Origin of the sequence: Micromonospora olivasterospora, from assembly GCF_007830265.1 — a bacterium.
GTDB classification, from domain to species: domain Bacteria; phylum Actinomycetota; class Actinomycetes; order Mycobacteriales; family Micromonosporaceae; genus Micromonospora; species Micromonospora olivasterospora.
The window spans coordinates 535382-554701 of sequence record NZ_VLKE01000001.1 but is presented as its reverse complement, the minus strand read 5'-3'; the positions used below and the strand labels follow the sequence as shown (position 1 = coordinate 554701).

Below are 19320 nucleotides of genomic sequence, written 5' to 3'. Positions count from 1 at the left end.
CTCCGTCAGCGTCAGCCGGCGATCATGCGGCGCAGCACGTACTGCAGGATGCCGCCGTGGCGGTAGTAGTCCGCCTCACCCGGAGTGTCGATCCGGACCACCGCGTCGAACTCGACGCCCGTGTCGGTGGTGACCTTGACCGTACGCGGGGTCGCACCGTCGTTGAGCGCGGTCACGCCGGTGATCGAGAACGTCTCGGTACCGGTGAGACCGAGCGACTCGGCGGTGGTGTCGACGGGGAACTGCAGCGGCAGGACGCCCATGCCGATCAGGTTCGACCGGTGGATGCGCTCGTACGACTCGGCGATGACCGCCTTGACGCCGAGCAGCATCGTGCCCTTGGCCGCCCAGTCGCGCGACGAGCCGGAGCCGTACTCCTTGCCGGCCAGGATTACCAGCGGGACGCCCGCCTCCTGGTACGCCATCGAGGCGTCGTAGATCGTGGTCGACTCGCCGGTCAGGTGGTTGACCGTGAAGCCGCCCTCGACCCCGGGAACGAGCTGGTTGCGCAGCCGGATGTTGGCGAACGTGCCCCGGATCATCACCTCGTGGTTGCCTCGGCGCGAGCCGTACGAGTTGAACTCGTGGCGCGGCACGCCGTGCGCGGCGAGGTACTCGCCGGCGGGGGAGTCGGCCTTGATCGACCCGGCGGGGGAGATGTGGTCGGTGGTCACGGAGTCGCCCAGCTTGGCCAGCACCCGAGCGCCGGTGATGTCGGTGACCGCCTTCGGCTCGTGCTCCATGCCCTCGAAGTACGGGGGCTTACGGACGTAGGTGGACTCGCCGTCCCAGGAGAAGGTGTCGCCGGTCGGCGTGGGCAGGGACTGCCACCGCTCGTCGCCGGCGAACACGTCCTCGTACGCCGCGGCGAACCCGGTGGCGCCGATCGCCGAGGCGATGACGTCCTGGATCTCGGCGCTGTTCGGCCAGATGTCGCGCAGGAAGACCGGGTTGCCCTCGCGGTCCTCGCCGATCGGCTCGTTGGCCAGGTCGATGTCCATCGTGCCGGCCAGCGCGTACGCCACCACCAGCGGCGGGGACGCCAGGTAGTTCATCTTGACGTCCGGGTTGATCCGGCCCTCGAAGTTGCGGTTGCCGGACAGCACCGAGACGACGGCGAGGTCGGCCTCGTTGACGGCGGCGGAGACCTCCTCCGGCAGCGGGCCGGAGTTGCCGATGCAGGTGGTGCAGCCGTAGCCGACCAGGTTGAAGCCGAGCTTCTCCAGGTACGGGGTGAGGCCGGCCCGGTCGTAGTAGTCCATGACGACCTTGGAGCCGGGCGCGAGGGTGGTCTTGACCCACGGCTTGCGGGTCAGGCCCTTCTCCACCGCGTTGCGGGCCAGCAGGGCCGCACCGATCATGACCTGCGGGTTGGAGGTGTTGGTGCAGGAGGTGATCGCGGCGATCACCACGGCGCCGTGGTCCAGCTCGAACTCGGTGCCGTCGGCGCCGGTGACCCGGATCGGGTTGCTGGCCCGCCCGCCGGAGCCGATCGCGCCGTTGACCAGCTCCCGCGGCTCGTCGGCCGGGTCGGGGACGGTGCCGGTGGCGGGGGAGTCGCTGGCCGGGAAGGACTCGGCGCTCGCCTCGTCGGCGCGGCCCGCCACGCCGTACGGCGGGCTGGTGCGCACGCCGCCGCGGGCGTCGGCGCCGCTGCCGGTCTGGGCGTCGGCCACGTAGTCCGTCAGCGCGGAGCGGAACAGCGTCTTCGCGTTGCCCAGCGGCACCCGGTCCTGCGGGCGCTTCGGGCCGGCCAGGGACGGCTCGATGGTGCCGAGGTCCAGCTCCAGCCGCTCCGAGTACTCCGGCTCGGCGTCCGGGTCGTGCCAGAGGCCCTGCTCCTTGGCGTACGCCTCGACGAGCGCGACCTGCTTCGGGTCGCGGCCGGTCAGCTCCAGGTAGCGCACGGTCTCGGCGTCGATCGGGAAGATCGCCACGGTGGAGCCGTACTCGGGGGACATGTTGCCGATGGTGGCCCGGTTGGCCAGCGGCACCGCGCTCACGCCCGGGCCGTAGAACTCGACGAACTTGCCGACCACCCCGTGCTTGCGCAGCATCTCGGTGATGGTGAGCACGAGGTCGGTGGCGGTGGTGCCGGCCGGCATCTCGCCGGAGAGCTTGAAACCGACGACCCGCGGGATCAGCATGCTGACCGGCTGGCCGAGCATGGCGGCCTCGGCCTCGATGCCGCCGACGCCCCAGCCCAGCACGCCCAGGCCGTTGACCATGGTGGTGTGCGAGTCGGTGCCCACCACGGTGTCCGGGTACGCCTGGCCGCCCCGCTCCATGACCGTACGGGCCAGGTACTCGATGTTGACCTGGTGCACGATGCCGGTGCCCGGCGGCACGACCTTGAACTCGTTGAACGCGGTCTGGCCCCAGCGCAGGAACTGGTAGCGCTCCTTGTTGCGTCCGTACTCCAGCTCGACGTTGCGCTGGAAGGCGTCCTCACGGCCGAACAGGTCGGCGATGACCGAGTGGTCGATGACCAGCTCGGCCGGAGCCAGCGGGTTGACCTTGGTGGCGTCGCCGCCGAGGTCGCGGACGGCCTCGCGCATGGTGGCCAGGTCGACCACGCACGGTACGCCGGTGAAGTCCTGCATCAGCACCCGCGCCGGGGTGAACTGGATCTCGACGCTCGGGTCGGCGGTCGGGTCCCAGGCGCCGAGCTGCCGGATGTGGTCGGCGGTGATGTTCGCGCCGTCCTCCGTCCGCAGCAGGTTCTCCAGCAGGATCTTCAGGCTGTAGGGCAGCCGGTCGTGCCCCTCCACCTTGCTGATCTTGAAAATCTCGTAGCTCGCGTCTCCGACGCGTAGCTGGGTCTTCGCACCGAAGGTGTCGAGGCTCGCCACGTCGTACTCCTTCACACCAGCGACCGTGAGTAGTCCTGAGCAGTCTGTCGCACCACCGGGGACCGCACCCCGGTTAGGTGACACTTACCGCCGATTCTCGTCTTCAACAAAACCGTACGTCCGTCTTGCTATTCGCGCAACCTCGTGCCAGGGTTCGGGACGGGAGGTGCGTCATCATGATCCAGCACGTCCTGCTCGCCTGCCCACGCGGCTCCGAGGCCGCGTCCCGGGCGTTCTACGCCGGCCTGCTCGGGAGGGTCGAGAAGCCCAAGCCCCCGGCCCTCGCGGCCCGCGGTGGGTGCTGGTTCACCGGGTACGGGGCGGAGTTGCACCTCGGCGTCGAGGCAGAGTTGCACCTCGGCGTCGGGGCGGAGTTGCACCTCGGCGTCGAGGCGGCGTTCAGGCCCGGCCGGAAGGCTCACGTCGCCCTGCTCCGGCCCGACCTCGACGACCTCGCGGCCCGCCTGGCCCCCATCCACTGGGGCGCCGAGGAGGAACTGCCGGGCCTGCGTCGCTTCCACACCGAGGACGCCCACCGCAACCGCCTGGAGTTCCTCGCCCCGGCCTGACGCTCGCGGGGCCGGGCGCATCTCTCCGGCCCCGCGTCCCAGCCCCACCCGCCCGACCAGGGCCCGGGCGGGTGGTCGGCCGGCGCGGGCCGCGACGGGCCCCGCGCCGGGGGTAGGGTTCGAGGCCGCACCGGAAGGGGGTCGGCCGTGGTCGACGTTCAGCACTGGCTCTCCGCGTTGCCCCCGCTCGTGATCTACCTGATCGTCGCCGGGGTGATCGGTGTGGAGAGCATGGGCATCCCGCTGCCCGGCGAGATCGTGCTGGTCAGCACCGCCCTGCTCGCCGCCACCGGGGTGATCGAGCCGGAGTGGGTCGCGGGAGCGGCCGCGTTCGGCGCCATCGTCGGCGACTCGTTCGGCTACGCGATCGGCCGCCGCGGTGGCCGACCGCTGCTGGAACGGCTCGGCCGGCGGTTCCCCAGGCACCTCGGCCCCGCCCACCTCGCCCGGGCCGAGCAGAGCTTCGCCCGCCACGGGGTCTGGGCCGTGTTCTTCGGCCGGTTCGTGGCGCTGCTGCGGATCCTCGCCGGGCCACTGGCCGGGGCGCTGCGCGTGCCGTACCGCCGGTTCCTGCTGGCGAACGCGGCCGGCGGGCTGGTCTGGGCGTTCGGCACCACCTACCTGCTGTTCAGCGTCGGCCGGGCAGCCGAACACTGGCTCAAGGACATCTCCTGGGCCGGACTCGCCCTCGCGGTGCTCGCCGGCCTCGGCAGCACCTGGTGGCTGCGCCGCCGGGCCCGCCGGATGTCGGAGGCGACGGCGGTGCCGGCCGGCGCCGAGCCGCTCCGCGCCGGCACCGACTGACTTCGGGTACGTCGAAGGGCCGGCCCCTCGCTGGGGTCGGCCCTTCGTGTTGTCTCCTGTGGTTGGGGTTTGCGGTCAGGAGGTGGTGCTGTAGCCGCGGGTGGCGATCCAGTCGGCGAGGTTGTCGACGGTGAGGTGGTAGGAGGCTTGGTCGGGGTTGGCGGAGTCGGCGATGGTGACGGTGTGGCCGTTGTCGTGGTAGCCGACGATGCTGATGTAGTGGCCGCCTTCGAAGGAGTGGGTGGTGCCGTCGGTGTCGGTGGTGGTGCCGGCGATGTTGGCGACGACGGCCTTGCCGTTGTCGATGGTGCGGACGATGTCGGCGCGGAGGGTGTCGGTCTGCGTGTCGGTGGCCTTGGTGTCGCGGATCTCGACGGATTTGTAGACGTTGCCGCCGGTTTCCTTGTTCAGGACGGGGGTGATGTCGTTGATGCTGTTGGTGCCGTTCTCGGTGGTGCCCATTTCCTTGGCCATGGCGTCGACGTCGATGTTCTTGCCCTGGACGGACAGGGCGTTGCGGGTGGCGGCGGGGCCGCAGTAGTAGAAGTTGGGCTGGGCCTGGTAGCGGACGTCGAGTTCCCGCTCGCCCGCGGGTTTGCGGTCGGCCTGGGTGTGGGTGGCCTGGGTGGGCTTGTGGGCGGGTGCGGCGTGGGCGGCGATGGCGGGTCCGGCGATGCCGCCGGCGGTGGCGGCGATGCCGGCAACGGTCAGGGCGGTCTTGCGGATCAGGTCGGTACGCATGATGAGGGAACCTTTCGATCGGGGGCGCGCGGCAACACGCCGGGGCGGCGCGCCGCGCGGAAGGAAAGGGGAAGAGTGCGAGGAGCTCGGGTCCCGGCGATGGTGCCTGGCTCGGGTGGCCCGGGGGTGTAACGCCCGGGGGCGGCGGGTGATTCCCGCGGGTCGCGGCTTCCCGGGGTTGGGTTCGGCCCGATGCTCGGGCGCATCCCGGGGGTGTAACGCGCCGGGGCGGCGGGCCATTCCACCGGGCCGGGCCAACCACCGGGCCGGGGCATTCCACCGGGCCGGGGCATTCCACCGGGCCGGGGCATTCCACCGGGCCGGGGCATTCCACCGGGCCGGGGCATTCCACCGGGCCGGGACCCGGTATCCGGGGTGCGTGGCCCGGGTGGTGCAACGACCGGTGGCGGCGGGCCATTCCACCGGCCTGTCCGGGCATCGGGTCGACCCGGCCGCTGCTCGGGGCGCCCGGGGTGGGTAACGCTGCCGGAGCCGGAGGCATTCCACCCACTTCGTCGCCGGCCGGGCCGTGGTGGTGCCCCCACGTCGCCGAATGGCGGGATCCGCTGGGCGTGGATGCCCCCATGTCGCCGACACGGGGTCAACCGGCCCGGAGAGGCCGGCCGGGGGTGGTGGTGCCCGCCATGTCGCCGCCATGGGGTCAACCGCCCCGGAGAGGCCGGCCGGGGCGTGATGGTGCACGCCATGTCGCCGCCATGGCGGGGTCCCCCTGGCGTGGATGCCCCCATGTCGGCGACATGGGGTCAACCGGCCATGGGGTTGATGACCGCCCCCGGGCGCGTCAGTGCCCAATGGGTCAGGAGGCGGCGGGGGCGCAAACGGCCGCGCGGGCCCGGCCGCCATTCCACGACCACCCACCGACCATGGGACACCCACCCCCAAACCGGACACCCGTCCCCGCCGCCCCGCCCCGCCGCCGCCCGGCCGCCGGCCGGCGCCCCGCCGGCCGGGAACCCCCTCTCGCCGACCGGCCCCCACCGGGAGCGGATGCCGGCAGCGCGCCGGACCGGCACCCGAGGCCACACTTCCGGGGAACTGCCCCCCAACTGGCGGTATGACCACTCCTCCCCCGAAACTGCGCGAATTCTGTCCCGCCCTCGGGTGGGGAGGGGTCGGAACGGCTCCCTCTATGCGCGATCTTGCACTTTCGGCCCCTGCTGTGGGTGATTTGTTTGGTTTGTCGGGCCGAATGTGCAAGATCGCGGGAGGTGGGGTGGGGTTCGGGCGCGGCGGGGCAGGGGAGGAGGACTCCCGGTTACCGCGGGTCGGGGCGTCGGGAGGTAGGGGTATCCCGGTGCACCAGCACCACCGTGGGGCGCCGGCGATCCGTCCACAGTGCGGGGCTCCGTGGTCTGTCACCATGGTCACCATGGAGATCTGGCACAACCCGTCCTGCTCGAAGTGTGCCGGCGCCCGTGCGAGCCTCGACGAGGCGCGGGTGCCGTACCGGCTGCGGGCGTACCTGGAGCAGCCGCCGAACGCGGCGGAGCTGACCGAGGTGCTGCGCCGGCTGGACGCCCGCGCCTGGGACATCTGCCGGACGGGGGAACCGTCGGCGGTCGCCCAGGGCATGGCCGACTGGCCCCGGGACGACGCCAGCGAGTCGCGGTGGATCGAGGCGATGGTGGCCCATCCCGAGCTGATCCAGCGGCCGATCCTGCTGCTCGACGACGGGGGCGCGCTGGTCGGGCGTACCCCGGAGGTGCTGGACGAGGCGGTCCGCCGGACGACCGGGTGACGCCGGTCGGCCGAGTGGCCAGTGACCGGACGCCGAAGACCGCCCGCAGCCCAGGGACGGGCTCCCCGGTCGGGCCGCACGTGACGGCGCCATGGGGCTCAGGCCGGGTCGTCTCCCGGTCCGGTGGCGCCGGTCGCGGCCGCCGCGTGCCGGTCGCGCAGCCGGGCCCGGATCTCCTCCGGGGTGTACGCCCGCCGCCGCCGTTCGGCCCGGGCGACGACCACCCCGGTCGCGGCGACGCCCGCGAGACCGGCCAGCCCGAGCACCTTCCACCACCGCATCCGCTTCCGCATCGGCCTAGGGTAGACGTTCGTGAGTGAGCGCACCGGACGACCGGGGAGGCGCGGGCGGTATGAGCGAGCGGAGCGGGGCGACGGCATGAGCATCAGCCTGGACGAGGCCGTGGAGCTGACCCGCACCGGCGACGTGTGGGTGTTCCGGGGCCGCAGCGTGCCGGACCGGGCCATCCAGTTCACGACGAACAGCCCGGTAAACCACGTGGGCATGGCCGTGGTGCTCGACGACATGCCGCCGCTGATGTGGCACGCCGAGCTGGGCCGGTCGCTGCCGGACCTGTGGGCGGGCACCCACCAGCGGGGCGTGCAGCTGCACGACCTGCGCGACGCGGTCTGCGTCTGGGCCAACCGGTACGGCCAGCGGGCCTGGCTGCGCCAGCTCGAACCGCCGGCCGACGCGACGATGGAGGACGCGGTGCTGCGTACCGTCGCCCGCCTCGACGGCACCCCGTTCCCGTCGACCGCCCAGCTGGCGTTGCGCTGGCTGCGCGGGCGGGTGCCGGCCGTCCGGCTGCCCAGGGCGCGGCGGCCCGCCGGGCCGCCGGCCGCACCGTCCACCGGGGACGGCGGGGCCGGGGTGCGCGACCGGGCGTTGGAGACGGCGTACTGCGCCGAGGTCGTCGCGGTGACGTACGAGGCGATGGGGCTGCTGCCGGCGGGGCGCCGGCCGAACTGGTACGACCCGGGGCGGTTCTGGAGCGGCGACGACCTCGGCCTCACCGGGGGCGCACAGCTCGGCGCGGAGATCGAGGTACGCGTCCCGCCCCGGTGAGCGTCGGGCCGGGCGGCGCGGGAGTTCCCCGAGGCCGGTGTCCTGGCCGCCGCCGGGGTTTGCCAGGCCGGCCGGCCGGCAATCACAGTGCTCGTGACAGCCTCCACCGATCTCGACGCGCTGACCGAATTCTTCGACCGGTACGGCGTCGCGCTGACCGCCGGCGACGTGGCCGCCGTCGCCGGCTGCTACGCCCTGCCCGGGCTGGTGGTCGCCGACACGTACAGCTTCTCGTTCGCCTCCCCGGCGGCGGTGGCGCTGTCCTTCGTGGGCGCCGCACCCGACTACACCGAGCACGAGCTGGTCGCGGCGCACGCCGCGATCGAGGACGTCAACCCGGTCTCCGCGTCGCTGATCGAGGTGGCCGTGGAGTGGGAGTTCCTGGACAGCCAGGGCCGGCGGGTGCCGGGCGAGCGCTACCGGTACCTGCTGCGCGGCACCGACGGCGGCTTCGTCATCTGCACGGTGATCCGGATCGTCTGATTCGCCGGGGCCGACGGCGTGACGCCGCCGGCTCCGGCGTTCGGCGCGCCGCCCGGGGCCGACGGCGTGACGCCGCCGGCTCCGGCGCTCGGTGCGCCGCCCGGGGCGGCCTCGCCATCGCGCCGATCGCCGCCGGGCCGAACGACCGTACCGTCAGGACGGTCGGCCGATCCCCCGGCACTTTCCACCGGTCGCCGCCGATCGATACGCTCTGCGGACGCAGACCGTCGAGGGGGAGGGTTATGTCCGGCAGCCGTCGCACGCGACGCACCCCCGACGCCAGTGCCGCCGTCGCCTCCTCGCCCTGGATCGTGGTGTCGGTGGGCGTGGTCGTGATGGTGGTGCTCCTGGTCGTCGCGCTCGGGGCGTACCGGGGGCGGGCGCCCGCCGGGCTGGTGCTGCCCGAGCCGGAGGCGACCATGCCGCTGCCGACGCCGTCGGTGCGCCGAGCTGCGGCGGAGCCGCCCGCACCGGTGGCGCCCCGGCTCACTCCGCGCGCCACACCCTCGCCGAGCGCCACTCGGCCCGCCGGCCGTAGCCCGAGCCCGTCTGCCCCCGGCGGGCCGGCGTCGGTGTCCGCGCCGCCGGTGGAGTCGGCGCTGGTTTCGCCGCCCCCGGTCACCGGCACGTACCGGGTGGTCGAGGAGTTCAACCGCTCCTTCGTCGGTGAGGTGCTGCTGCGCAACGCCTCGGGCACGGATCAGGAGTGGACGGTCCGGCTGACCGTCCCCGACGCTCGCCTGGTGGCGTCCTGGGTCGAGGGTGCCCCGCAGGGCCAGGTCAGCCGCTCGGGCGACACCTGGACGTTCACCGGCGGGGCCGGCCTCGCGCCGGGCGGCACGGTTCCGCTGCGGTTCCAGTACGACCGCACCCGCGCCAACCGGCCGACGAGCTGCACGGTCGGCGACGCCGCCTGCGCCGGCCTCGACTGAGCACCCCGCCCCGCCGGGGCATGTGACGCGCACCGTCCACCATGTCCTGAGCCGGTCTTTCGCAAGGCTGCTGCTTTGTTACGACTTGGTTTGCAAGGTATTGCAGAATGTTTCGGCAAGGGCTAGCGTGCGGGCGAATCACGACCAGAGAGAGGCCGTCGATGAAACCCCCGCCGATGCCCCGCACAGCGATGCTCGCCTCGGTCTCCACCCTCGCCCTCGCCCTCGCCCTCGTCGGCGCCCCCGTCGCCGTGCGTAACCCCGGTAGCGACATCACCGACCGCTCCGCCGGCACCGACCCCCTCGCCGTCGCCGGCGCGGCGCAGTGGCGCTCCGAGCCCTCCGCCGCGGCCCTGCTCGCCGCCGGCACGAAGGCCGGCCGCGCCGAGCAGTTCTACTTCGTCCTGCCCGACCGGTTCGCCAACGGCGATCCGCGCAACGACGCCGGAGGGCTGGCGGGCGACCGGCTCAGCACCGGCCTCGATCCGAAGGACAAGGGCTTCTACCACGGCGGCGACCTCAAGGGGGTGATGGACCGGCTCGACTACGTCCAGGGCCTCGGCACCACCGCCATCTGGCTCGCCCCGGTCTTCAAGAACCGCCCCGTGCAGGGCAGCGGCGCGGACGTCTCGGCCGGCTACCACGGGTACTGGATCACCGACTTCACCCAGGTCGACCCGCACTTCGGCACGAACGCGGACCTGAAGAAGCTGGTCCGGCAGGCCCACCAGCGGGGCATCAAGGTCTACCTCGACGTCATCGTCAACCACACCGCCGACGTGATCAGGTACGCCGAGAACACGTACACCTACGTGGACAAGAAGACCTCCCCGTACACCGACGCGCAGGGGCGCCCCTTCGAGGACCGCAACTACGCCGACGGCAACCGGGACTTCCCCGAGGTCGACGCCGAGCCCTTCCCGTACACCCCGACCTTCGCCACCCCCGCAGATGCGAAGGCCAAGGTCCCGGCGTGGCTCAACGACCCCACCATGTACCACAACCGGGGCGACTCGACCTTTGCCGGCGAGAACAGCGAGTACGGCGACTTCTTCGGCCTGGACGACCTGTGGACCGAGCGCCCCGAGGTGGTGCGCGGGATGACGAAGATCTACGGCGACTGGATCGCCGACACGGGCGTCGACGGCTTCCGGCTGGACACCGTCGAGCACGCCAACCTGGAGTTCTGGCCGCAGTTCAGCCAGGGCATCGCCCGCGCCGCCGAGAAGGCCGGCAACTCGGGAGACTGGTTCAACCAGATCCGCTGGGACTGCGCCCAGGGCAACGGGTTCGGCGCCGGCCTGCCGCCCGCGGCGGACAACCAGGACAAGTGGCCGTACGCGAAGCCGCTGCTGGCCGACCCGAAGCTGGTGCCGGACTGCGCGGCGATCGACCTGGCCGGCGCCCGGTACGCGGAGATGCTGCGGATCCGCCGTTCCTCGCCGGTGTTCGGGCTGACCACCGCCGAGCAGGTGCAGCAGCGGGTCGCCTTCCCGCTCTCCGGCGCCGCCGAGACCCCGGGCGTGCTCACCATGACCGTCGACGCCCGTGGGCTCGACGGGAAGTGGAAGTCCCTGACGGTCGTCTTCAACGCCACCCCCCAGGCGGCGACGCAGCAGGTCCCCGGGCTGCGGGGGGCGGACGTGGCGCTGCACCCGGTGCTGCGCGACTCGGCCGACCCGGTGCTGCGGACCGCGTCGTTCGACCGGGCGAGCGGCACGTTCACCGTGCCGGGGCGCAGCGTGGCGGTCTTCGTCCAGAGCTGACCCGACGACGATCCGGCCCCCTGCCACTTCGGTGGCAGGGGGCCGGATCACTGCGTGGACCCCGTTTCGCTGAACCGTCGGTCAGTTGAAGCAGTCCTTGACGGTGCCGCCGCAGTTGGTGGGGTCGTTGTCGGTGACGGTGGACTTGTCGTCGAGGCGGACGTTGCCTTCGTTGTTGAGGATGCCGCCGGCGACGCGGTGGGTCTTGGCGGAGTCGGTGGCGGTGTTCTTGGTGACGCGGGTGTTGGTCAGGGTGACTGTGCCCTCGTTGTTGAAGATGCCGCCGCCGTTGAGGGCGGTGTTGCCCTTGATCTCGGTGTCCCGGAGCGTGAGGGTGGCGTTGTCGTCCTTTTCCTTGTCCTTGCTGCCGGGTTCTTCCTTGAAGCCTTCCTTGAGTTTGACGTCGGTGTCGCCGTTGAAGATGCCGCCGCCGAAGCGTCCGGCGGTGTTGTCGATGATGGCGCTGTCGGAGATGGTGGCGGTGGCCTCCTGCTCCTTGTTGCCGTGGCGCTTGTTGTCCTGGTCCTTCTTGTCGCCGTTGGTGGGCCAGTCCTTCTTCTTGTCTTCGCCGCCGGTGTTGACGATGCCGCCGCCGTCCTTGTCGGCGTGGTTCTTGGCGACGATGACGTGGTCGAGGGTCAGGTCGGTGTTGGCGGCGTAGATGCCGCCGCCGCTGTTGCAGGCGGTGTTCTGCTTGATGGTGGTGAAGGAGATCTTGACGAATCCGCCGGAGCTGAACAGGCCGCCGCCGTTGTCGCCGGCGCGGTTGTTCTCGATGTCGGTGCGGAACTTGTCCTTGCCCTCGTGGGTGCTGATGATCTCGACGGTGCCGGCTTCGTCGCGGCCCTTGACCCAGTAGTCCTTGTTGTCCTTGTCGTGGTGCTTGTTCTTGTCTTTGGCTTCGCCGTTGGCGATGCCGCCGCCGTTCTCGCCGGCGGTGTTGTCGGCGATGTGGGTGTCCTTGATCTTGAGGACGCCGCGGTTGAAGATGCCGCCGCCGTTCTTGCCGGCGTGGTTGTCGTCGACCTTGCTGTCTTCGATGTCGAGGCGGCCGAAGTTGGCGGCTGCGCCGCCGTTGCCTTCGGCGTTGTTGCGGGTCAGGTGGACCTTCTTCAGCTGGGCGCTGCCGCCGCGTTCGACGAGCAGTGCGCCGCCGTCGGCCTCGCCTTCCTTCTTCTCCTTGTCCTTGTCCTTGTCCGGCGACCACGGAGACCCGGACTGCGGGCTGGACCCACCCTGCGACCCCGAGCCCTGCGCCGCCTGCATGCCCGGCGCCCCCTGGGCGCCCTGGGCAGAGGCGGTCTGGGCGCCGGTCTGCGGGGCGGTCTGGGCGCCGCCCTGGGTACCGGTCTGCGGGGCGGCTTGCGCGGCACCCTGCACGACGGCCGGGGCGCCGCTCTGCGCACCGGGCTGGGCGCCGCTCTGCGCACCCGAAGCGCCGCCCTGCGCACCGGGCTGGGCGCCGCTCTGCGTACCCGAACCCGGTGAGCCGGAGCCCGATGGTGTGCTCGGTGCGGCGCCGTACTTGAACTCGGCGGCGTTGCCGTCTTTGAGGGTGAGGTCCTTCAGGGTCAGGTCGCCGCCGTCGGCGACCCGGAAGAGCCGGAAGGCGTCCTCGGAGTCGCGTTTGATGGTCGCGTCGTTGCCCTTGATCGAGATCCTCTGCCTGATCGTCGGCAGGCCCGTGCCGGACTCCTTGTCCGCGAAGCTCAGCTCGTAGGTGCAACGCTCGGCCAGCTTCAACGTGCCGCCGTGGTCCCGGTTCGCCAGATCGATCGCCTCGACCAGCTTCTCGTCGTCACACGGCACCTCACGCACCCGCCCGCGATCCTCGTCGTCGCGGCCCTTGCCGTCCCGGTCGCTCCAGTCGCCGTGGTCCTTGTCCCGGCCTTCCTCGTTCCGCCGTTCCTTTTTCCGGCCTTCCTCGTCCCGGCCCGCCTCGCCCCGCGCATCGTCCTTGGTGAGCTGCTGGGCGGTCGACCACTTCACGTCGGCGAGCCGGTGGGGACCGACGGCCCCGGTGGTCGCGTACGCCACACCGGCGAGGCTGACCGCTCCGGTCAGGCCCATGACGCCCGTTGCCAGCCAGATCCGGCGACGACGAATCGGGGAGATCGTCTCCCGGGTGGCGTCATCGTTATTGCGAAGGTAGTTGGACATCGGAGCTCTCTGCCCTCTCCTTGTACCCGACAAGGTCGCTTCGCCACGGCGAGGCGGCCTTCGCTACAAATCGGTTGTAGCTGCTGAAGACCACCGTATGAGAACCTTCTTCACCTCGTGCCCGTATGCGAAAAAAACCCGCATTAGGGGCGGGCGGTGCGGCCGGCCGCACGGGGGACCGCAGTGCAGCAGCGGTGTCAGGGCCTGCGAAGGGGTGCCGGACGGGGCGGAAGTTGGCGGTCGTCCGCGGACGGCTCGCATCGGCGGTGACGGCGACGAACCGCCCGGTGGTGACGCCGAAGGAAGAGGGTCCCTTTCCGCCGTGACCCGGCGGAAAGGGACTTCCTCGGTTATGTGGTGGTTCAGTTGAAGCAGTCCTTGACGGTGCCGCCGCAGTTGGTGGGGTCGTTGTCGGTGACGGTGGACTTGTCGTCGAGGCGGACGTTGCCTTCGTTGTTGAGGATGCCGCCGGCGACGCGGTGGGTCTTGGCGGAGTCGGTGGCGGTGTTCTTGGTGACGCTGGTGTTGGTCAGGGTGACTGTGCCCTTGTTGTTGAAGATGCCGCCGCCGTTGAGGGCGGTGTTGCCCTTGATCTCGGTGTCCCGGAGCGTGAGGGTGGCGTTGTCGTCCTTTTCCTTGTCCTTGCTGCCGGGTTCTTCCTTGAAGCCTTCCTTGAGTTTGACGTCGGTGTCGCCGTTGAAGATGCCGCCGCCGAAGCGTCCGGCGGTGTTGTCGATGATGGCGCTGTCGGAGATGGTGGCGGTGGCCTCCTGCTCCTTGTTGCCGTGGCGCTTGTTGTCCTGGTCCTTCTTGTCGCCGTTGGTGGGCCAGTCCTTCTTCTTGTCTTCGCCGCCGGTGTTGACGATGCCGCCGCCGTCCTTGTCGGCGTGGTTCTTGGCGACGATGACGTGGTCGAGGGTCAGGTCGGTGTTGGCGGCGTAGATGCCGCCGCCGCTGTTGCAGGCGGTGTTCTGCTTGATGGTGGTGAAGGAGATCTTGACGAATCCGCCGGAGCTGAACAGGCCGCCGCCGTTGTCGCCGGCGCGGTTGTTCTCGATGTCGGTGCGGAACTTGTCCTTGCCCTCGTGGGTGCTGATGATCTCGACGGTGCCGGCTTCGTCGCGGCCCTTGACCCAGTAGTCCTTGTTGTCCTTGTCGTGGTGCTTGTTCTTGTCTTTGGCTTCGCCGTTGGCGATGCCGCCGCCGTTCTCGCCGGCGGTGTTGTCGGCGATGTGGGTGTCCTTGATCTTGAGGACGCCGCGGTTGAAGACGCCGCCGCCGTTCTTGCCGGCGTGGTTGTCGTCGACCTTGCTGTCTTCGATGTCGAGGCGGCCGAAGTTGGCGGCTGCGCCGCCGTTGCCTTCGGCGTTGTTGCGGGTCAGGTGGACCTTCTTCAGCTGTGCGCTGCCGCCGCGTTCGACGAGCAGTGCGCCGCCGTCGGCCTCGCCTTCCTTCTTCTCCTTGTCCTTGTCCTTGTCCGGCGACCACGGAGACCCGGACTGCGACCCCGAATCCTGGGAGCCCTGCGCGGCGTCCTGGGCGCCAGCCTGCGTGCCGGCCTCCATGTCGGCGTCCATGTCGGCCTGCGTGCCGCTCTGCGACCCCGAACCCGGTGAGCCGGAGCCCGATGCTGTGCTCGGTGCGGCGCCGTACTTGAACTCGGCGGCGTTGCCGTCTTTGAGGGTGAGGTCCTTCAGGGTCAGGTCGCCGCCGTCGGCGACCCGGAAGAGCCGGAAGGCGTCCTCGGAGTCGCGCTTGATGGTCGCGTCGTTACCCTTGATCGAGATCCTCTGCCTGATCGTCGGCAGGCCCGTGCCGGACTCCTTGTCCGCGAAGCTCAGCTCGTAGGTGCAACGCTCGGCCAGCTTCAACGTGCCGCCGTGATCCCGGTTCGCCAGATCGATCGCCTCGACCAGCTTCTCGTCGTCACACGGCACCTCACGCACCCGCCCGCGATCCCAGTCGGCACGACCCTTGCCGTCCCGGTCGTTCGGGTCCGCCCGGTTCTGCTTCTCGTCGGCGTCGTGACCTGGCTCGGCGTCGCTGGCGATCTGCGGTGCGGCCGCGTGGTTGTCGGCAACCCGTTCCGGGGTGTCGGACTTGTCGTTGCGGGCGGCCAATCCACCGAGCGCCGCCAGGCCGACGACGCCGGTCAGGCCGGCCACGCCGGTGGCGACCCAGAGGCGCCGCCTTCTGATCGGCGCGGCCGTATCGGCCCCGCCGTCGAGAGTCGTTTCGTCGTTGGACATCAGAGCTTTCCGCCCTTTCCTGCTACCAGACGGGGTCGCACCGCCCGAGCGGGCGCGACCAGCTACAAATCGGTTGCAGCCTCTGATCTCCACCGTATGAGAAGGATCCTCATGACAAGGACGTATCTGAAAAAGCCCCACATTCTGGTCATGTCGGGGACATGGCGGTATCCGAGCCGCAGGAACGCCGCTATGTCGGGGACGTGGAGTGGATCATGGGCCCCGGCCCGGCGGGAGGGACGGAAGAGGGCGCCCCGGCGGCCGGGGCGCCCGAAACGGAGACGGGCCCCGCCACCGGCGCGTCGGCGACAGCGTCGTCGCGCACCGGCGGCGGGGCCCGCCGCGTGGTCGTACCGGAGGATCAGCCGGGCAGGCGGGGCCCGCCTCACGCTGCTCGGCCAGCCAGGTCTCCACCTCGTCGGCGCGCCGCGGCAGGCCCGCCGAGAGGTTGACCGCGCCGGTCGCGGTGACCAGCACGTCGTCCTCGATCCGGATGCCGACGCCGCGCAGTTCCTCGGGGACCAGGTCGTCCTCGGGCTGGAAGTACAGGCCCGGCTCGACGGTGAGCACGTAGCCCTCGCCCAGCACGCCCTCCCGGTACATCTCCTTGCGGGCGTTCGAGCAGTCGTGTACGTCGATGCCGAGCATGTGCCCGAAGCCGTGCAGCGTCCACCGGCGGTAGACCGTCGACTTCTCGTCCATCGCCTCGTCGACGCTCACCGGCAGCAGGCCCAGGTCGTGCAGCCCCTCGGCGAGCACCCGCATGCAGGTCAGGTGCACGTCCTTAAACTTCACCCCGGGCTTGATGAAGTCGATGCCGGCCTGCTGCGAGGCGTACACGATGTCGTAGACCTGGCGCTGCAGCGGGGTGAACCGGCCGTCGACGGGGAGCACGCGGGTGACGTCGGCGGTGTAGAGGTTGCGGTTCTCCACGCCCATGTCCATCAGCAGCAGCTCGCCCGGGCGGGTGACGCCGTGGTTGTGCACCCAGTGCAGGATCGTGGCGTGCTCGCCGGCGCCGACGATCGAGCCGTAGCCGACGTCGTTGCCGTCGTGCCGGGCGCGCAGCGCGAAGATCCCCTCCAGCAGCCGCTCCGAGACGGCGCGGTCGGCCGGCAGCACCCGGGCCACGTCCTCGAAGCCGCGTACGGTGGCGTCGACCGCGTCCTGGAGCTGGGCGATCTCCCACTCGTCCTTGATCAGCTTCAGCTCGGCGATCGCGGTCGCCAGCTCCCGGTCCCGGCCCGGCTGGCCCTGCTCCCGCGGCCCGTCGTACGGCCGCACGGCCGCGTCGACGTGGCGGTCGAAGCCCCGCAGCACGCGGGTGCGCCCCGGCGCGAGGTCGGCCAGCGCGGGCTCCAGCTCGGCCAGCTCGGCCGTGGGCAGGCCCAGCTCCGTCGACTTCTCGGCGAGGGTGTGCCGGCGGCCGACCCACAGCTCGCCGTGCCGGCTGCGGAAGAACTCGTCGGTCTCCCGCGAGGCCCGGGGCCGCATGTAGAGCGTGGCGTCGTGCCCCGAGCCGTTCGGGCGCATCACGAGCACGCTGTCCGGCGCGTGGTCGCCGGTCAGGTAGACGAAGTCGCTGCCGGGGCGGAACCGGAACTCCGTGTCGTTGGCGCGTACTTTCTCGCCGCCGCCGGGGATCACCAGCGTCTCGCCCGGGAAGGCCGCGGAGAGCGCGGCCCGCCGCTTGGCGTGGTTCGGCACCTCCACCCGCGGGCCGACCGGCAGCGTGGTGTCCCGCCACCCCTGGCGCATGAAGGCCAGGAACGCCTCCGGGAAGTCGTGGTCATGCGACTCGGTGCCGTCCGCAGGCTGGCCATCCGTCCGCTGCTCGGTCATGATCCGCTCCCTCCGCCTCTCGCTGGTGCAGACGGTACCCCGCGCGTACCGCCGTGCGGAGCCCCGCGGTGCGAGGGCGCGGAGGCGCGGTGCCGCGACGCCCGCTCGGATCGCGTGGAAAGATGACCACCATGTGCGGACTCCTGGCCTTCTTCAGCGCGAACGGCAACGCCGCCGCCCACCGCGACCACATCGCGGGGGCGCTGGAATGCCTGCACCACCGCGGACCGGACGAGACAGGGGTCGAGGTGGTCGGTGACGCCACCGGCCACTACGCGGACGCGGTGTTCGGTCACAAGCGCCTGGCGATCATCGATGTGGCGTCCAGCCACGAGCCGCTGCCGTACGCGGGCGGGCGCTATCTGCTCACCTTCAACGGCGAGATCTACAACTACATCGAGCTGCGCGAGGAGTTGGCGCGCAACTTCGGCGCCCAGTTCGCCACGGCGGGCGATGGCGAGGTGATCGTCGCCGGCTACCACTACTGGGGCCCGCAGGTGCTGAACCGGCTGCGCGGCATGTTCTCCTTCGTCATCTGGGACCGCCAGGAGCGCCGCGCGTTCGGCGCCCGCGACTACTTCGGCATCAAGCCGATGCACTACCTGGAGACGGCCGACGGGCTCTACCTCGCCTCGGAGAAGAAGGCGCTGCTGCCGTTCGCGCAGTCGGCGTACCAGGGCGACGCGGGGATCGACACCGCGAACCTGAGCCACTACCTGACCCTGCAGTACGTCCCGGAGCCCGGCACGCTGCACCGGGGGATCAACCGGATCGGCTCCGGGGAGTACCTGACCTGGACCCCGGGCGGCCGGATCGAGGTGCGCCGGTGGTACCGGCCGGTGTTCCGGCCCACCCCGGTCAGCGACGAGCAGCGGCTCTACCACCACATCCGGGAGACGCTGCGGGAGAGCGTCCGGATGCACATGCGCTCGGACGTGCCGGTCGGCTCGTTCCTGTCCAGCGGCATCGACTCGACCGCCGTGGTCGCCCTCGCCCGCGAGTTCAACCCGAACATCCTCACCTTCACGGTCGGCTACGACGTGCCCGGGTACTCGGAGATCGACGTCGCCCAGGACTCGGCCCGGCACCTCGACGTGACCACCATCCCGACGAAGATCGGTCCGCAGGACATGATCGAGGCGTTGCCGAAGATCGTCTGGCACCTGGACGACCCGGTGGCCGACCCGGCGCTGGTGCCGCTGTACTTCGTGGCGAAGAAGGCCGCCGAGCACGTCACCGTCGTCCTGTCCGGCGAGGGCGCCGACGAGTTCTTCGGCGGGTACACGATCTACCGGGAGCCGCTGTCGCTGAACAGCGTCAACAGCCTGCCCGGCGGCGTGCAGAAGGGCCTGCGGGCGGTGTCGAAGGCGATCCCGCAGGGGGTCAAGGGCAAGAGCTTCCTGGAGCGCGGCACCACCCCGATCGAGCAGCGCTACTACGGCAACGCCCGGATGTTCACCGAGGAGGAGAAGCAGCACCTGCTGCGCCGTTACGACCCCTCGGTGCGCTACACCGACGTCACCGCCCCCATCTACGCCGAGTGCACCGAGCTGGACGACGTCACCAAGATGCAGTACGTCGACCTGTACACCTGGCTGCGGGGCGACATCCTGGTCAAGGCCGACCGGATCTCGATGGCGCACTCGCTGGAGGTCCGGGTGCCGTTCCTGGACCGCGAGGTGTTCGAAGTGGCGGCCACCATTCCGGTGGACCTGAAGCTGCCCCCGCGCTCGGACGCCACCAAGTACGCGATGCGCCAGGCGCTGCAGGGCGTGGTGCCCCCGGCCATCGTCAACCGCCGCAAGCTCGGCTTCCCGACCCCCACCCGGGTCTGGCTGCGGGGCGAGATGTACGAGTGGGCCCGCTGGGTGCTGTCCAACTCCGGCGCGGGCGAGCTGATCGACCTGTCGTACGTGCTGCGGCTGTTGGAGGAGCACAAGCGGGAGGAGGCCGACCACTCCCGCAAGGTGTGGACGGTGCTGATCTTCTGCATCTGGCACGCGATCTTCGTCGCCAAGACGCTCGACCCGGGCATCCAGCGCAACCAGTCCGCGCTGCTCACCAAGCCCGTCGTCGGCTCCATGGTCCGCTGAGC

Annotated in this window: 13 protein-coding genes and 1 pseudogene; 8 read left to right on the top strand and 6 right to left on the bottom strand. The window is 71.0% G+C overall.

Annotation, left to right across the window (positions count from 1 at the left end):
* Positions 1-11 precede the first annotated feature (11 nt).
* Positions 12-2867 carry an aconitate hydratase gene (locus JD77_RS02200; protein ID WP_145772803.1) on the bottom strand — a complete coding sequence of 952 codons (2856 nt, stop codon included), beginning with the start codon at positions 2865-2867 and terminating at the stop codon, positions 12-14.
* Between the two features lie 161 nt (positions 2868-3028).
* Between JD77_RS02200 and JD77_RS02195 the strand changes: the two genes are divergently transcribed.
* On the top strand, positions 3029-3421 hold the full coding sequence (locus tag JD77_RS02195; protein WP_145772802.1) for a VOC family protein: 393 nt from the start codon (positions 3029-3031) through the stop codon (positions 3419-3421).
* A 147-nt stretch (positions 3422-3568) separates the two neighbouring features.
* On the top strand, positions 3569-4225 hold the full coding sequence (locus JD77_RS02190) for a DedA family protein (protein ID WP_145772801.1): 657 nt from the start codon (positions 3569-3571) through the stop codon (positions 4223-4225).
* A 75-nt stretch (positions 4226-4300) separates the two neighbouring features.
* Here JD77_RS02190 and JD77_RS02185 read toward each other — a convergent pair whose 3' ends face one another.
* On the bottom strand, positions 4301-4966 hold the full coding sequence (locus JD77_RS02185) for a C39 family peptidase (protein ID WP_145776651.1): 666 nt from the start codon (positions 4964-4966) through the stop codon (positions 4301-4303).
* Between the two features lie 1390 nt (positions 4967-6356).
* Between JD77_RS02185 and JD77_RS02180 the strand changes: the two genes are divergently transcribed.
* Entirely contained in the window at positions 6357-6725 is a 369-nt protein-coding gene (locus tag JD77_RS02180) for an ArsC/Spx/MgsR family protein (RefSeq protein ID WP_145772800.1), read from the top strand.
* A 98-nt stretch (positions 6726-6823) separates the two neighbouring features.
* On the opposite strand, the gene JD77_RS02175 is transcribed toward JD77_RS02180, so the two are convergent.
* The gene (locus tag JD77_RS02175; protein ID WP_145772799.1) at positions 6824-7018 is read right to left on the bottom strand and encodes a hypothetical protein; all 195 of its coding nucleotides are present in this window, start codon (positions 7016-7018) and stop codon (positions 6824-6826) included.
* An 85-nt stretch (positions 7019-7103) separates the two neighbouring features.
* Here JD77_RS02175 and JD77_RS02170 point away from each other — a divergent pair, with 85 nt between their 5' ends.
* From JD77_RS02170 to JD77_RS35035, 4 genes are all read left to right on the top strand, one after another.
* On the top strand, positions 7104-7793 hold the full coding sequence (locus JD77_RS02170; RefSeq protein ID WP_145772798.1) for a hypothetical protein: 690 nt from the start codon (positions 7104-7106) through the stop codon (positions 7791-7793).
* Positions 7794-7886: 93 nt separating this feature from the next.
* Entirely contained in the window at positions 7887-8276 is a 390-nt protein-coding gene (locus tag JD77_RS02165) for a hypothetical protein (protein WP_145772797.1), read from the top strand.
* A gap of 242 nt (positions 8277-8518) precedes the next feature.
* On the top strand, positions 8519-9208 hold the full coding sequence (locus JD77_RS02160; protein ID WP_145772796.1) for a cellulose binding domain-containing protein: 690 nt from the start codon (positions 8519-8521) through the stop codon (positions 9206-9208).
* A 176-nt stretch (positions 9209-9384) separates the two neighbouring features.
* Positions 9385-10974 (top strand): alpha-1,6-glucosidase domain-containing protein, encoded by a 1590-nt coding sequence (locus tag JD77_RS35035; protein ID WP_342799626.1) that lies wholly within the window; start codon positions 9385-9387, stop codon positions 10972-10974.
* 81 nt (positions 10975-11055) lie between these two features.
* Here the strand turns inward: JD77_RS35035 and JD77_RS02150 are convergent, their stop codons facing one another.
* The 3 genes and pseudogenes from JD77_RS02150 to JD77_RS02140 form a co-directional block, all read right to left on the bottom strand.
* The gene (locus tag JD77_RS02150; RefSeq protein ID WP_145772795.1) at positions 11056-13134 is read right to left on the bottom strand and encodes a hypothetical protein; all 2079 of its coding nucleotides are present in this window, start codon (positions 13132-13134) and stop codon (positions 11056-11058) included.
* Between the two features lie 362 nt (positions 13135-13496).
* Positions 13497-15524 carry a hypothetical protein gene (locus JD77_RS02145; RefSeq protein ID WP_246140500.1) on the bottom strand — a complete coding sequence of 676 codons (2028 nt, stop codon included), beginning with the start codon at positions 15522-15524 and terminating at the stop codon, positions 13497-13499.
* Positions 15525-15749: 225 nt separating this feature from the next.
* Positions 15750-17225 (bottom strand): annotated as a pseudogene (locus JD77_RS02140) (aminopeptidase P family protein); the annotation flags it as partial.
* Between the two features lie 131 nt (positions 17226-17356).
* On the opposite strand from JD77_RS02140, the gene asnB reads away from it, so the two are divergent.
* Positions 17357-19318 (top strand): asparagine synthase (glutamine-hydrolyzing), encoded by a 1962-nt coding sequence (asnB, locus tag JD77_RS02135; protein ID WP_145777380.1) that lies wholly within the window; start codon positions 17357-17359, stop codon positions 19316-19318.
* Positions 19319-19320 lie beyond the last annotated feature (2 nt).